Origin of the sequence: Pseudomonas sp. MF6751, from assembly GCF_016613265.1 — a bacterium.
Taxonomy (GTDB): domain Bacteria; phylum Pseudomonadota; class Gammaproteobacteria; order Pseudomonadales; family Pseudomonadaceae; genus Aquipseudomonas; species Aquipseudomonas fluorescens_BV.
In genome coordinates this window covers 1-14,337 of the sequence record NZ_JAENSV010000045.1, presented here as the reverse complement: position 1 = coordinate 14,337, position 14,337 = coordinate 1, and the positions used below count along the sequence as shown (strand labels likewise).

Sequence of the window (14,337 nt, the reverse complement as noted above, 5' to 3'; positions counted from 1 at the left end):
GAATCGCAAGATTCTGCCTACAAAGAGAGGGGAGTGTTCATGCAGGTATCGGAGAAGTGTCGCAGCTTCACTCAATTGATCGAGTTTCAGATCAACCCCCAGCAGCAAGATGCCCTGGTGGCGGCCTTGTCCACTCAAAGCGAGCGACTGGCCGAGGGCCACGATGGTTTTCTGAGTGCCAGCGTGCAGGTCAGCGAGGATGGCCGGCGGGTGCTCAATTACTTGCAATGGCAATCGCGCGCAGATGGCGAGGCGGCGTTCAAGTACTTCGAGCAGCGCGGCGAAGATTTCTGGACGCTGATTCGCGCCCACCAGGCAACGGCGGTGACCTTCGGTTCGTTCCAGGTGCTGCAAAGCTTCGAGCGCAGCCATGACAACGCGCTGCACTGTCGCCTAAATGGATAAATGCAGCATCCGCCCGCCCTGCACGTTTTCGCCAGGTCGACGTTTGTTCACCGCCAGCTCGCCGAGCTTGATCAAGCGCGAGCGCGTGACGTTGCGGCTCAGGCCCAGCAGGTTGGCGGTATGCACCTGGTTGTAATGGCTGAAGCGGTAGGCCGCACGTAAGAGTGCGTCTTCGACCTTTTCATGCAGGGCGCCGGCCTGTTCCTCGAACAGCGTTTGAAACGCCCGCGCCAGCAAGGCTTCGGCGCTGTTATCAATGTGGTGCGGGTTGTCGTCCTGGCGCTCGATACGCATGTTCGACAGGCGCAAATCGTCGCGCCCTATCACGCCCTTGTGACAGATCAGTAGGGTGTGATGGATGACGTTTTCCAATTCGCGGATGTTGCCTGGCCAGCTGTAGCTCTTGAGCTTGTGCTCGGCCTCACGGCTGATGGTGATCGGGCCGTAGCCCAGGCGCCGACGGTAGACTTCGATAAAGTGCCAGGTCAGCGGCAGGATATCGCCAGGGCGCTCGCGCAGTGGGCTGAGTTCCAGGCTGACTACGGCGAGACGGTAGTAGAGGTCCTCGCGGAAATGCCCGGCGTTGATGGCCTTTTCCAGTTGTACGTTGGTCGCGGCGAGCACGCGCACATCAATCGCAATGCTTTTGCGCGAGCCCAGGCGTACGACTTCACGCTCCTGCAATACCCGCAACAGTTTGACCTGGATCGCCATTGGTAGATCCCCGATCTCATCGAGGAACAAAGTACCGCCGTCAGCCTCTTCGAACCAGCCGGCCTTGGCACTCAGAGCACCGGTAAAGGCACCTTTGTCATGGCCGAACAGCTCGGCTTCCACCAGGGATTCGGAGAATGCCCCGCAGTTCACCGCCACGAACGGCCGGTTGCGCCGTGCGCTGAGGTTGTGGATATGGCGCGCCACCAGCTCTTTGCCGGTACCGGTTTCGCCGATGATCAACACGCTTGCGTCGCTGGGCGCCACTTGCTGGATGTGGTTGAGCAAGGCCTGGGATTTAGGGTCCTCAAAGACCTGAGCGGTGGCGCGGATCGAGGTCGCGAGTGTGGGGGAGGGCGGTAGGGTCAACAACTGCATGGGCACCTCGTTGAAGGGCTGTCGCCAGGGCAACGGTTGCGTAGCGAACAGTCGGGCTACGTGACGCCACTTATAAAGGGTTGGTTTTATTCCGTAAATGAATATATTTAAATATTTATAGATCTAAAGTGAATATGTGGGGCACGCTATCGAACCTGCTGTAACGGTTGATAGCGACTATCACGGGCGTTGATTTTTCATGGCAGGGGGGCGGGAGTAGCCTGTGTTCATTGACTCGAAACCTTCTCAGCAGGACCGCCGCCATGAACCGTCTACTCGCTATTTCGTTACTGTTTGTCATCTCTGTTCTCGCCGGGTGCGCGACTCACCCTTCACCTGAGATGCGCCCTTACACGGCAGAAGAAACCAAACAGTTGGCGTTGGAAGCGTTGAGTCGTCGCGGGTTGTCATTTGATGAATACCAACAGCAGCGTGCTGCCCTGACTGGCCAGCCACAGAAAACCTTTGGCTTTGATCAGCAGGCTGAAATGAACGCACAGCGCGCTGCACAGCGCAGCGGCCGTGCGAGTTGAGAGCCGGGTGACGACAGGTACGTCTTCCGGTTTGACGAGTTGATATCTGTCGGCTAGAACTTAGCCTTAGCAACGCATCACGGCTGCCTGATGCAGGCGGATGGTTGAGTCGAGTGTCTGATTTTTCCTGTCTCTTTGGCTTCGTGCCATGTCGTAGTTTCGCTGTGGAATAGCATTGCAAGACATTCCAAATTGAATGTACTTCGGGTTGCGCCAGCCGTTCGCGGCGCGTGACTCCGTGCTGGGTGCTTTCTGACGGGATCGTGAAACTGCGCAGTCTTTCTTCGATAGAAATACGCCTGGCCTGCCATTGAGGCTGGTGATCATGAGGATGTCGATCGGGTGGGGGTTGCTTGTTTCGCGCTGTGGTTGGGGTTTGTCCGGCTTGGTCTTCGCGTTGCTGAGTGTGGAGGTTTCGGCGGCGGCCTGTACGGCACCCGCCTACAAAGCTGGGTCCGTCTACGAACAAGGCGACCAGGTGCAGAACAAAAACCAGCAGGACAAAACCCACGAGTTTGAATGTTGGAAGGATACTGACAAGTCGCCGCACGGGCCGGGCAGTTGGCAATGGTGCAACCAGTCCGATTACAACCCCGGGCAGCCATCCTCTCATGGTGTCGAGATTTGGGGCGATGCCTGGAAGGATCTGGGGGAATGCGGTGGCTTCCAGGGTAACCGTCTGACCCTGAACTTCAGCACGTTAAGCGGCCGGGGGCCGATCAGCCAGCCAACCCCGGGCGTGGCGCGGGCCGATCAGGTAGTCACTGGCGTATTGCGCTGCAAAGCCGAGGAGATCCCGATCAGTGCCAAGTCCGGCGAAACCATTCACCTCGATAACCTGAAGGCCTGCGACTACCAACTGGTGATGAACCCCGCTGGTGGGTTTGTGCCCTTGAACACACCGCGTATCGTTTCCTTCCAGCGAGAGGAGGGTGAGGAACAGGCGGTCACCCTGAAGTATCGGCCACCGGTGCAGGTGGGCAGGCTCAGCGGCCTGCCAGGGGTCAAGATTGAATTGTTTGCCCAGGGGCTGATACAGCCTCGGCAGATGGCGATGGGCAAGGACGTGCTCTATGTGGGCTCCAGTGCGATTCCATCCTACGTCTATGACGGGAAAATCGCCGATATGATCTATGCCTTACCCCTGGACAATGCCGGCAAACCTACCGGCATTTACGTGATTGCCAGCGGGTTGGAGGAGCCGCACGGGGTGGTGTATCGCGACGGTGATTTGTACTACTCGACCACTGGCGGCCTCTATCGTTTGCGCGATGCCGATGCGCATTACAAGGATCCTTCGCCTGAGCGGGTGTTCAAGTTCCCCGCCGACGATGCGCCATTTCCTCTGCCTTCGGTGGCGTCTGGCTCAAGCACGCGCTTCTGGCATATGAAGCACCCTTTGCATTTCAACCCGCTGGATCCCGCCGACACTGGCCTGTACACCGCTGTCGGCATTCCTTGCAACCTGTGCATGATCCCCCCTGACCCGCGTTACGGCACGTTACTGCGTTATGACACCGTGACCGGTAAAGCGCAGATTCTTGCAAAAGGGGTGCGCAACTCTGTGGGGTTCGACTGGAACCCGCAGACCGGTGAAGTCTGGTTCACCGACAACAACCGCCAGGGCTACCCCAACCCCGACGAAATCAACCGCATCAGCGGTCCAAACCTGCACTTCGGCGTGCCCTATCTGTTTGGCAAAGGTACGCCGGGTTTCACCGATGAGGAGTTTGGCAACCCGGGGGTGATCCAGCCGCCCTTGGTTCAGGGAGCGATTGTTTCCGATAAGTCCCGGCAGCAGATCGACCCGAAAGACTACGTGCCGGCCGCCTTTGAATTGGGTACCAACACCGCACCCCTGGGGCTGAAGTTCTGGAGTGGTTACCCGGCTCGCACACGTTCGCAGAACATGCTGGTTGCCGTGCATGGGGCGGGCACGGCCGAGCGGCCGGGTATGGATGTGCGACTTGTCTCGATCCAGGACGGAACGCGAGTGGTCAATCAGATCCCGTTGATCAATGGGTTTATCCAGGACCCCCTGCGTTTCGATGTGTATTGCCTGGACGACTCCTGCATTGGTCGGCCGGCTGACTTCCTGGCGCTACCGGACAACAGCCTGCTGATCTCCGATGACGTCGCCGGGGTGATCTATCGCGTCAGTTATGACCCAACAGGGTTGCCGAATACAGAGTTGACCCTGCGGCCGGCGCTCGCACCGGCACCTGAACTGGAGAATGAGATGATCAGTGGCACGCTGATCGCTCCGGGCGGTAATACCCGCCAGTTCCATACATCGTTGAACCCTGCTGACAGTTATGCCGCCTTGGTGCTCAAGGGGCTGCCCTACGGGACTTACCAGGTTCGGCTCAATGATGTGAAAAACTGGATTCCGCAGACGCGCAATACTTCACTCACCTTGTCTGCTGACGACAACAAGCACGTGTTGAACATGCAGTACCGTGAGCGGCCGATCAAGCTGGATATCAAGATCACGGTATTGGCTCCGCCCAAGCCTGCGTCAGTAACGGATTCCAGTTGGCATTTCACCCTCAAGCTCAAGGGCTCTACGAGCACCGAGCCCAAAGTGGTGCAGGTGCCTTGGGGCGAAAGTGTCACCGAGCTTCTGGACTATGGGGATTACGAGGTCATCTATCCCTTTTACCCACAGGAGCTGCCACAGCCGGAACAGGTAGCGCTGCGTATCAACGAGGACAGCCAGGACGAGCAACTGTTACCTATCAGTTACCGTCATGAACCGAAATTGGGCGAAACAGTGCTTGCCGAATCCTGCACCAAATGCCACGCGGTGGAGTTTTTCAACAACCTGCGCATGGCGGTTGCATGGAGCAGTGCTGGCCAGGATGCGTTGGTGCGGCAAATCCAGAGCATGCCGGTGGCCGGGCATTGCGACGCCACCTGCGCTACCGAAATCAGCAAGCATTTGTTTGAGGTGGTGTGGGCGCCCTACCTGAGCCCGAACGAGGCTCACGGCAAGCGGCAGTTGCGCTTGCTGACGCGCGATGAATACGCGGCCAGTGTCAAGGACATACTGGGTGTGGAGGTCAATACTCAGAAGCTGCCGGCAGATAAATCCGAGAAAGACTTCAAGTTCCCAGGTGAAGCCAGCAAAGGGCTGCTGCAGGCTGAAGACATCAAGCAGCTGTATGGCATGGCGGTGTCGATCGCCGAGCAGGTGGCACCTCAACGTGTAAAACGCTTCAAATCCACTGCCGGTACCCTTGAGGTCAGTGCCCTGGGTTATCAAGTGTTCCGCCGTCCTTTGAGCCCGTCTGAGTTGTCGCGTTATCAGGCGGTGTTGGATGAGCACGGAGAGCGGGCGCTGATCGCTGCGCTGCTGTTGTCGCCCAACTTCCTGTATCGCTCGGAGTTGGGCCAGGCTGTCGCACGGCAGGCCGAGGTCTACAAACTGACCCCTTATGAGACCGCAACTGCATTGTCCTACACCTATCAAGGCACCACTCCGGACGCGCAACTGCTGGCCAAGGCAGAGCGCAACGAGTTGCAGACAGTGCAGCAAATCAGCGCAGAAATAGACCGAATGATGCGCAGTGAGCGCGGGCTTGAGCAGTTCAATCGGTTCATCAGTTACTACATCAAGACTCAGCGCGGGGTGCAGGAGAAGCCCGGCCTGAGCGCACAGATGATCCAGTTGATGACCCAGGAGCAGGCCCTGTTGACCCGTCACGTGATGCTCGACGGCAAGGGGACGTTGGACGAGCTGTTCAACCCCGGTGTGACGTTCCTCAACAAGGCTCTGGCCGAACACTACGGTATCGGCGGCGTAACCGGTGACACGCTGCACAAAGTCGCCGTGGATGAGAAACGGGGTGGCTTGTTGCACTTGGGGCTTTTTCAGGCCTCTACCTCTGACTATCAGGTCACCTCACTGGTCAAGCGCGGCATTGCCATTCGCGAGCAGCTTTTCTGCCGGGAGTTTGGGGCGCCGGTCGAAGCCGAGCCCACAGAGCCGGCCTACCCTGCGCGTGCGATCAGTACCCGTGAACGCTGGGACCTGATTAATGGTGAGCAGGCTTCGGGAGGGCGTTGCTGGCAGTGTCATCAGTACATGAACGACACCGGGGCATCGATGGAGCATTACGACGCTGCCGGGCGCTATCGCCAGCAGGAGCCTGCCTACAACTACGCGCAGTTCCCTGTGCAGTTGCCGATCAAAGCGTCCGGTCCGTTCATTGGGGTTGATGGCGCGGTGCCTATCGACGATGTGCGCGGTATTTCCAAGCTGATCGCGCACAACTCGGCGTCTCTGTTCTGCATGGCGGATAGCTATTTCCGTTTCGCTTCGGGCAACAAATCCGACGAGTCCACTTCCGCAACGGTCAAGGCATTGGTCGACGGGCTGAAGGGCAATGGCTCATTACCAGCGATGCTGCGCACGCTGGGCACCTCCAACGCGTTCCAATTCAAGACGCAGAGGGATTGATCATGGATATCTTGAAAAGTCGTCGTCGCTTTCTGACCGGCCTGGCTGCGGTAGGTGTGTTCGGCCCGCTCACCCAGTGTGGCCTGGCGCGCATGGCCTTGGCCGGGCAAAGCCAGCAGGCCAGGTTGAAGGTGGTTTTCTTTGTGGTACCTGATGGCCTGGCAGTCGACTCTGCAACCGCCTATTCCAGTGATGGTCGAGGCCTCTGGCATCCCGTTGCCGAAGCTTTGGACACTTCCGACTTCCAGCTCAACGAGGTCAGCCAGGAGCTTGCGGCCTATAAAAACCAGTCCTTGTACCTGCGTGGCACGATTCTGGGCCCCGGCAATGAAGGCCATAACGGCTGGACGTGGGCGTTGCGCGACCGTGAGAAGAAGATGGCGTCGATTGATGTGTTGCTTGGTCGCCATATGCCGGGGACCGATCCGTCCCAGCGGAGTCTTTTTGCCGGACCGCATTCAGGCATTGACGGGACCGCCTGGCAGGTATCCTGGGAAGGGCCGGAAAATGGCGGCGCAATGCGCAGGCCTGAGCAGGACCCGGTGTTGATGTACGAGAAAATCTTTGGCACGGTCAGTCGTGAGGTGCGCGAGCAGCAGGTGCGGAACAGGCATGTATTTGATCCGGTGCTGGCGGATATCAACGAGCTGCGAGGCAGGCTTGCGGGGGCGCAAAAACAGAAGCTCGATATGCAGCTTGATTCGGTTGAGCAGGTCATGAAAGACATGGAAGAAACTCTGCCACCCATTGGCGAATGTTCGCCTTTGCAGATGGACACGTTGCCGTTCAAATCTGCGGAATTTCGTAACCAGGTACAGCATCACCACCATCAGGTGGTTGCCACAGCGCTGGGGTGTGGCATCACGCGTGTAGCGACGATTCAAGTCGGGCGCTCGGCGGAGTCGCTCAATATCCTGGACGTCAGTAATGTGACCAACCCCCATGATTGCGCCCATCGTTATGCCGGGCTGGACGTATGGAAACGATCCCGGCAGTGGTATACCCAGCGAGCCAAGTTGTTCATGGACGAGTTGGCGAAGCGTGCCGATCCCGACGTGCCGGGTGACAGCCTGCTTGAACACACGCTTGTGGTATTCACCAGCGAGATGGCCGATGGTGCCCCCGAGCATACGAAGGATATGCCGCTGGTACTGATGGGCGGGGCCAGCGGGTTGTTGAAGAGCGGCGATGGCGCAGGACGCTATTTCAACATCACGACCCAGGGTGATCGTCAACAAGAAGGCAACCCGGTCATTGGCAATAAAATGGTCGATATGCAGCGAATCTGGGCCACCATCGCCCGGGCAGCCGGAACCGATGTGCCCTACAACGGAAACATCGATCCGGTGAGCGGGTTGTTTACTAACGTTTGAGTCGCCTGGAGCTGCACTAAAAGCCGAAAAGTCCGTATGGCGGATTTTTCGGCTTTTTGCATTTGCACCCAATCGCCTTTGAGCCTGTTAAGCTGAAAATCAGGAGCGTTCCTACGCACATTTACATCACGTGGTTCTTCTTCAATGGCACTCGATCAGTTAAACCTGACGACCTCTGTTCTGTTCGATGCCCCCGGGAGGCCGCTCTCGGGAACACGCTCTGCGAGTTTTACGCCATGAATAAACGTCCGTTGTATTTCGACTATGCCGCCACCACGCCAGTGGATGAGCGAGTTATCCAGGTGATGGTCGAATGCCTGGGTTTCAATGCCAATTTTGGCAACCCTGCGTCCAGTTCCCATGCATTCGGCCAGGCGGCCCGGCAAACGGTTGAGCAGGCGCGACGGCAGGTAGCCGAATTGGTCGGCGCCCAGCCTGAGCAAATTGTCTGGACTTCCGGTGCCACCGAGTCCAACAACCTTGCGATCAAAGGGGTGGCCCAGGCGCGAGGGCTGGCGGGTGGGCATATCATCACCAGCCAGATCGAGCACAAGGCCACACTCGACACCGCGCGGCAGTTGCAGGAAGCCGGCGTGGCTGTGACCTATCTGGTGCCCGATGCCGATGGCTTGATCAGCGCTCAGGCTGTCAGTGAGGCATTGCGTGAGGACACCTTCCTGGTGTCGTTGATGCTGGTCAATAATGAACTGGGCACCCTTAACGACATTCCGGCTATCGGCGCGCGGGTGCGTGAGCAGGGCGCGCTGTTTCACGTGGATGCGGCACAGGGGGCGGGCAAGGTTGCCATTGACCTGGCGCAGTGGTCGGTGGATTTGATGTCTTTTTCCGCCCACAAGCTCTACGGCCCAAAAGGCATTGGCGCGCTGTACGTTGGGCCTCGTGCGCAGCAGAAAGTGTTGGCACAGATTCATGGCGGCGGCCACGAAGGTGGCTTGCGTTCGGGCACCCTGGCGACGCATCAGATTGCGGGCATGGGCACGGCGTTCGCTCTGGCGGCGGCGTACTTTGCTGAGGAAAAGGCGCAGATCGTGGCCTTGCGTGAGCGCTTGTTGGAGCAGTTGGCTTCGATTCCCGGAGTACGCCTCAATGGCAGCCCAACCCAGCGTATTCCCCACACTCTCAGCCTGACGTTCAGCGAAGGCGAATTCAATGCTGCCGCCTTGAGTGCGGGCATTGCCTTTTCGGCGACTTCAGCGTGCAATTCGGCTAGCAATGCACCGTCCCACGTCCTGGTGGCCCTGGGGCATGATGCCCGCAGCGCTGGTCGCACTATTCGCTTGAGCCTGGGCCGGTTCACCACCGAGCGGGATATCGACGACGCTGTGCAATTGATCAAGACGGTACAGGCCAGCGCACCAGCGTTCTGGGCTGTCTGATACTTCATTTGCAATACATAACAATTATTAGTGGTTAGCAGGAGACACAATGAGTACGCAGCCTTTGACCCATGGAACGGTTCCCCAGCGCTTGGCGCATACCCGTGAACTGATGCGCCGCGAAGGCATTCACGCCCTGCTGGTGCCGTCGGCGGACCCGCACTTGTCCGAGTATTTGCCGGGTTACTGGCAAGGGCGCCAGTGGTTGTCCGGTTTTCATGGTTCGGTGGGCACCCTGATCGTCACGGCGGAGTTTGCCGGGGTCTGGGCAGATAGCCGTTATTGGGAACAGGCGACCAAGGAGCTCAAGGGCAGCGGTATCGAGTTGGTGAAGCTGCAACCGGGTCAGCCTGGACCGTTGGAGTGGCTGGCCGAGCAAACCCCTGAGGGTGGCGTGGTGGCGGTGGACGGTGCGGTCATGGCCGTGGCCTCGGCACGTACCCTGGGTGGCAAGTTGGCCGAGCGTGGCGCGCGTCTGCGTACCGATATCGATGTGCTCGATGAAGTCTGGCAAGACCGCCCGGCGTTGCCGAACCAGCCGATCTATCAGCATCTGCCGCCCCAAGCCACCGTCAGTCGTGGCGAGAAACTGGCCGCCTTGCGCGCCAGTTTGAAAGACAAGGGCGCCGATTGGCATTTCATCGCGACGCTGGATGACATCGCCTGGCTATTCAACCTGCGCGGCGCTGATGTGTCGTTCAATCCGGTGTTTGTGTCCTTTGCCTTGATCAATCAGCAACAGGCCACTTTGTTTGTGGCGTTGGGCAAGGTCGATGCGCAACTGCGGGCGGTGCTTGAGCAGGATGGCGTGACCCTGCGTGATTACAGCGAGGTGGCGCAAGCACTGCGAGCGGTACCGGCGGGCGCAAGCTTGCAAGTAGACCCCGCCCGCGTCACCGCCGGCTTGCTGGAAAACCTCGACGCGGGCGTCAAGCTGGTTGAAAGCCTAAACCCCACCACACTGGCCAAATCCCGCAAGAGCCTGGCGGACGCGGAACATATCCGCCAAGCCATGGAACAGGATGGGGCGGCGCTGTGCGAATTCTTTGCCTGGCTCGATAGCGCCCTGGGCCGTGAGCGCATTACCGAACTGACGATTGACGAGCACCTGACCGCTGCGCGTACCCGCCGTCCCGGCTATGTATCGCTGAGTTTCAACACCATTGCCGCCTTCAACGCCAACGGCGCGATGCCGCATTACCATGCCACCGAAGAAGAGCATGCGCTGATCGAAGGTGATGGCTTGCTCTTGATCGACTCCGGCGGCCAGTACCTGGGCGGAACCACGGACATCACGCGGATGGTGCCTATCGGTACACCGAGTGAGGAGCAGAAACGCGATTGCACGCGAGTGCTCAAGGGCGTGATTGCTCTGTCCCGTGCGCAGTTCCCCAAGGGCATTCTTTCACCATTGCTGGATGCCATTGCCCGTGCGCCGATCTGGGCAGAAGGGGTCGACTACGGTCACGGCACAGGCCACGGCGTAGGTTATTTCCTCAACGTGCATGAAGGCCCGCAGGTGATTGCCTATCAGGCTGCTGCGGCGCCACAAACGGCGATGCAGCCAGGGATGATCACTTCAATTGAGCCGGGTACTTATCGCCCTGGCCGTTGGGGCGTGCGCATTGAGAACCTGGTGTTGAACCGTGAAGCGGGCAAGACCGAGTTTGGCGAATTCCTCAAGTTCGAAACCCTGACCCTGTGCCCGATTGATACCCGCTGCCTGGAGCCGTCGTTGCTGACGGCGGATGAGCGTGAATGGTTCAACGCGTATCACGCCCAGGTGCGTGAGCGTTTGAGCCCGCTGCTCAAGGGTGCAGCGCTTGAATGGTTGCAGGTGCGCACTGCGGCGATTTGATCGGTTGCGGCCAAGGCATTGCCGGCCGCAATCAACATCTAGCTGAGGGCTTCACGCACAAAGTCCAGACGGTCCTGGCCGAAGAACAGCTGGTTTCCTACAAAGAAACTGGGAGCGCCGAACACGCCGCGTTTAATGGCTTGTTCGGTTTTGTCCTTGAGAGCGTCCTTGACGGCTGCATCATTGGACAGGGCCAGTACCTGCTCGGGATCGAACCCCTGTTCGGTGAGCACATTGGCCACGACCTCTGGGTCGCCCAGGTGACGGCCCTCTACCCAGAGTGCGCGGAACAGGCAGTCGATGAAGTCGAGGAAGCGCTCAGGCTGGTGGATTTGAATGCCGGTGACGGCGCGCATCAGCACCAAGGTATTGATGGGAAAGTGTGGGTTGAACCTGAGCGGCACGTTGTAGCGTTTGGCGTAACGCGTCAGGTCATCGAGCATATAGCGACCCTTGGCGGGTACCATGATCGGCGAGGTATTGCCCGTGGCCTTGAATACACCGCCCAACAGCATCGGTTGATACACCACCTGTGCGCCCGTTTTGGCGCACAGCGCCGGCAACTGGGTATAGGCCAGGTAAGTGGCGGGGCTGCCGAGATCAAAGAAGAACTCCAGGGTTTTACTCATGGTCTGTACTCACTACTTATTGTTATAGAGGGAGTCACCAGGTTTCGTTCCAGGGGCGCAGGTCCAGTTCGAACGTCCAGGCGTCCCGTGGCTGGCGATGCAGGAACCAGTAGTTGTCGGCAATATGGTCCGGGTTGAGGAGGGCGTCCTGATCCTTGAGGGCGTATTTTTGCGGGAAATTCTCGCGAATGAAGTCGGTATCGATTGCACCGTCGACCACCACATGGGCGACATGGATGTTCATCGGGCCTAACTCCCGCGCCATGCTTTGTGCCAGGGCGCGTATCCCATGCTTGGCGCCAGCGAAGGCGGCAAACCCCGCGCTTCCGCGCAAGCCGGCGGTGGCGCCGGTGAACAGGATAGTGCCGCGGTTACGCGTGACCATGCGCTTGGCGACTTCCCGTGCGTTCAGGAAACCGGAGAAGCACGCCATCTCCCAGATCTTGAAGTACTTGCGTGCGGTTTCTTCCAGAATGCTGCACGGCACATTGGCGCCGATGTTGAAGACGAACGCTTCAATAGGCCCCAGCTCGGTTTCGATTTGCTCGACCAGCGCGATCACCTCTTCTTCTTTGCGGGCATCACAGGCAAAGCCATGGGCTTCACCGCCTGCCAATTGAATGCTGTCCACCAGGGGCTGCAGTTTGTCAGCGCTGCGACGGGTGACGCAGGCGATGTAGCCTTCGCGGGCAAAACGTTTGGCTATGGCGCCGCCGGTCGCGTCACCGGCACCCACTACTAATACGATTTTCTTGTTGTGCGGCATGGGAACTCCATTGGCTCGATGATCGAGCAGGAGTTTAGCCTTCGTGCCGCAATTGGCCGGAATTTAAGATGAGCAGTCAGGAAAGACTGCTCGGGCAGCTATTTGCAGATGACGATCATACTGCGGCTGGTATAGCCGGCAGGGTTGAGGCCGAAGGGATAGTCCCCAGGCTCCTCGGAGTTGTCGCCGGATTTGGCTATCACCCGGTAGCCCTTGGCACCGCATGAGTTGGCTGCACTGGTGTAGCACTGGTCCCAGGAGGAGGACAGGCCAGAACAGTTGATATGCAGCCCTTTTTTACCCCGTTTCACTTCTGTTTTTGTGGTTGCAGCACAGCCAGCGATGCCCACAACCAGCAACAGTATCAAAATTCGTTTCATTCCCATCCTTAATAGCCGCCCTGCAGAAGAACAGAGCCGCTTTACTCGCTCTGGAGCGAAGCGTTCATGCTGTCCGTGTCGAAATTCTCCATGAATGACATTCGGTTACGGTCTAAACATGGCCTAAATGAGCGGCAAATACCAGAGCTGGCTTTAAAGATGATCAGTCGGCAGGCACCAGTGGTTTGGATTCGTTGCGCATCGTCAACGTGGCGCCTACGGAAGCCAGGATAATGCAGGTGATGGCCAGCCATTGGGCCAGGGATAAGTGCTCATGCAGAAAGAGCAGGCCGGAGAGGGCGCCGAACGCCGGTTCGATGCTCATGAGCGTGCCGAAGGTGCGAGCAGGGAGGCGAGTCAGTGCCACCATCTCCAAGGTGTAGGGCAAGGCGGTGGACAGAATCGCGACGCCAATGGCGATAGGGATCAGGGCGGGCGTCAGCAGTGCGGCGCCCGCATGCACGATGCCGATCGGTGCGACGAACAGGGCGGCAATCATTACGCCGAGTGCGGCGGTCTGTACACCATTGTCGTTCCCAGCCTTTTGGCCGAACAAAATATACAGGGCCCAGCATCCGCCTGCGCCCAGTGCGTACGCCGCGCCGACCCAGTCGATACCGCTACTGGCCTCGCCCGTCGGAATCAACAGCAGCAGGCCGATGATAGCCAGGGCAATCCACAGGAAGTCGACAGCTCGGCGCGAGGCATAGATAGCGACGGCAAGCGGGCCTGTGAATTCGAGTGCTACGGCAATCCCCAGCGGTACGGTGCGAAGGGACATATAGAAGAGGAAGTTCATGCCGCCCAGCGCCATCCCGTAAATGATCACCGTGCGCAAGGACTTGGCTGTCAGCGTGGCGCGCCATGGGCGTAATAGCACCAGCATGATCACACTGGCGAAAATCAAACGCAGAGCAGTGGTGCCTTGTGCGCCAACAATAGGAAACATGCTTTTGGCCAATGACGCACCGGATTGGATGGACGCCATGGCGATCAATAGCAGGCCGATCGGAAACAATACGGATGCCAGGCTGCGAGGTGGAGTGGTCATTGCGGTAGTTCTTCCGAAGTCATGATCGATAAATACCTGGCGCTATGATGCTTAACTGTCAACGAATGAGCAATATATTGCTCAAATACTGACTTGTAGCTGTCTATATAGTGGGGATATCGGGTTTTTGAGGTATTTGATAGAAAAACCGAATAATTGGGTTGACGGCAGATTCTGGAAGCCTATAATTCGCCCCACTTCCGGCGCAGTCGAAACGGAAAACTCCTTGGCAAACAATGAGTTACGCATTTTTCGGCAGCAAGTTGCTTCAGTTCATCGAAGCCAGAAGGAAGTTGAAAAAGAGGTGTTGACAGCAGCGTGTAACGCTGTAGAATTCGCCTCCCGCTTACGAGAGATCGCAAGCGCAAGTGGTTGAAGTTGTTGAAGAAAT

11 protein-coding genes are annotated in these 14,337 nt (G+C 58.3%); 6 read left to right on the top strand and 5 right to left on the bottom strand.

Annotation, left to right across the window (positions count from 1 at the left end):
* The first annotated feature begins 39 nt into the window (after positions 1–39).
* Positions 40–405 carry an antibiotic biosynthesis monooxygenase gene (locus tag JJD66_RS23620; RefSeq protein ID WP_105229110.1) on the top strand — a complete coding sequence of 122 codons (366 nt, stop codon included), beginning with the start codon at positions 40–42 and terminating at the stop codon, positions 403–405.
* On the opposite strand, the gene JJD66_RS23615 is transcribed toward JJD66_RS23620, so the two are convergent.
* Positions 394–1,497 (bottom strand): sigma-54 interaction domain-containing protein, encoded by a 1,104-nt coding sequence (locus tag JJD66_RS23615; RefSeq protein WP_200649174.1) that lies wholly within the window; start codon positions 1,495–1,497, stop codon positions 394–396. The genes JJD66_RS23620 and JJD66_RS23615 overlap by 12 nt on opposite strands.
* A gap of 263 nt (positions 1,498–1,760) precedes the next feature.
* Here JJD66_RS23615 and JJD66_RS23610 point away from each other — a divergent pair, with 263 nt between their 5' ends.
* The 5 genes from JJD66_RS23610 to JJD66_RS23590 all read left to right on the top strand — a co-directional run bounded on the left by JJD66_RS23610 (position 1,761) and on the right by JJD66_RS23590 (position 11,120).
* Positions 1,761–2,030: a hypothetical protein gene (locus JJD66_RS23610; RefSeq protein WP_105226340.1), complete on the top strand. Its 270-nt coding sequence runs from the start codon at positions 1,761–1,763 to the stop codon at positions 2,028–2,030.
* A gap of 331 nt (positions 2,031–2,361) precedes the next feature.
* Positions 2,362–6,492: a DUF1592 domain-containing protein gene (locus tag JJD66_RS23605; RefSeq protein WP_234452312.1), complete on the top strand. Its 4,131-nt coding sequence runs from the start codon at positions 2,362–2,364 to the stop codon at positions 6,490–6,492.
* A 2-nt stretch (positions 6,493–6,494) separates the two neighbouring features.
* Positions 6,495–7,865 carry a DUF1552 domain-containing protein gene (locus tag JJD66_RS23600; RefSeq protein WP_200649172.1) on the top strand — a complete coding sequence of 457 codons (1,371 nt, stop codon included), beginning with the start codon at positions 6,495–6,497 and terminating at the stop codon, positions 7,863–7,865.
* A gap of 236 nt (positions 7,866–8,101) precedes the next feature.
* A complete protein-coding gene (locus JJD66_RS23595) occupies positions 8,102–9,262 on the top strand; it encodes a cysteine desulfurase family protein (protein WP_200649171.1) in 1,161 nt (386 codons plus the stop codon).
* Positions 9,263–9,311: 49 nt separating this feature from the next.
* Positions 9,312–11,120 carry an aminopeptidase P family protein gene (locus tag JJD66_RS23590; RefSeq protein WP_105226343.1) on the top strand — a complete coding sequence of 603 codons (1,809 nt, stop codon included), beginning with the start codon at positions 9,312–9,314 and terminating at the stop codon, positions 11,118–11,120.
* A gap of 38 nt (positions 11,121–11,158) precedes the next feature.
* Here the strand turns inward: JJD66_RS23590 and JJD66_RS23585 are convergent, their stop codons facing one another.
* From JJD66_RS23585 to rhtA, 4 genes are all read right to left on the bottom strand, one after another.
* Positions 11,159–11,749 carry a 2-hydroxychromene-2-carboxylate isomerase gene (locus JJD66_RS23585; RefSeq protein WP_200649170.1) on the bottom strand — a complete coding sequence of 197 codons (591 nt, stop codon included), beginning with the start codon at positions 11,747–11,749 and terminating at the stop codon, positions 11,159–11,161.
* Between the two features lie 34 nt (positions 11,750–11,783).
* On the bottom strand, positions 11,784–12,515 hold the full coding sequence (locus tag JJD66_RS23580) for an SDR family oxidoreductase (protein ID WP_200649169.1): 732 nt from the start codon (positions 12,513–12,515) through the stop codon (positions 11,784–11,786).
* A gap of 98 nt (positions 12,516–12,613) precedes the next feature.
* A complete protein-coding gene (locus JJD66_RS23575; RefSeq protein WP_003190182.1) occupies positions 12,614–12,895 on the bottom strand; it encodes a hypothetical protein in 282 nt (93 codons plus the stop codon).
* A gap of 163 nt (positions 12,896–13,058) precedes the next feature.
* The gene (gene rhtA / locus JJD66_RS23570) at positions 13,059–13,946 is read right to left on the bottom strand and encodes a threonine/homoserine exporter RhtA (RefSeq protein ID WP_105226346.1); all 888 of its coding nucleotides are present in this window, start codon (positions 13,944–13,946) and stop codon (positions 13,059–13,061) included.
* Positions 13,947–14,337: the final 391 nt, after the last annotated feature.

What these genes read in the sequence shown, in the direction of transcription:
- JJD66_RS23620 (WP_105229110.1), top strand. Translation starts at nt 40, where the DNA reads ATGCAGGTATCGGAGAAGTGTCGCAGCTTCACTCAATTGATCGAGTTT.
- JJD66_RS23605 (WP_234452312.1), top strand. Translation starts at nt 2,362, where the DNA reads ATGTCGATCGGGTGGGGGTTGCTTGTTTCGCGCTGTGGTTGGGGTTTG.
- JJD66_RS23600 (WP_200649172.1), top strand. Translation starts at nt 6,495, where the DNA reads ATGGATATCTTGAAAAGTCGTCGTCGCTTTCTGACCGGCCTGGCTGCG.
- JJD66_RS23615 (WP_200649174.1), bottom strand. Translation starts at nt 1,497, where the DNA reads ATGCAGTTGTTGACCCTACCGCCCTCCCCCACACTCGCGACCTCGATC.
- JJD66_RS23575 (WP_003190182.1), bottom strand. Translation starts at nt 12,895, where the DNA reads ATGAAACGAATTTTGATACTGTTGCTGGTTGTGGGCATCGCTGGCTGT.
- JJD66_RS23580 (WP_200649169.1), bottom strand. Translation starts at nt 12,515, where the DNA reads ATGCCGCACAACAAGAAAATCGTATTAGTAGTGGGTGCCGGTGACGCG.
- JJD66_RS23610 (WP_105226340.1), top strand. Translation starts at nt 1,761, where the DNA reads ATGAACCGTCTACTCGCTATTTCGTTACTGTTTGTCATCTCTGTTCTC.
- rhtA (WP_105226346.1), bottom strand. Translation starts at nt 13,946, where the DNA reads ATGACCACTCCACCTCGCAGCCTGGCATCCGTATTGTTTCCGATCGGC.
- JJD66_RS23585 (WP_200649170.1), bottom strand. Translation starts at nt 11,749, where the DNA reads ATGAGTAAAACCCTGGAGTTCTTCTTTGATCTCGGCAGCCCCGCCACT.
- JJD66_RS23595 (WP_200649171.1), top strand. Translation starts at nt 8,102, where the DNA reads ATGAATAAACGTCCGTTGTATTTCGACTATGCCGCCACCACGCCAGTG.
- JJD66_RS23590 (WP_105226343.1), top strand. Translation starts at nt 9,312, where the DNA reads ATGAGTACGCAGCCTTTGACCCATGGAACGGTTCCCCAGCGCTTGGCG.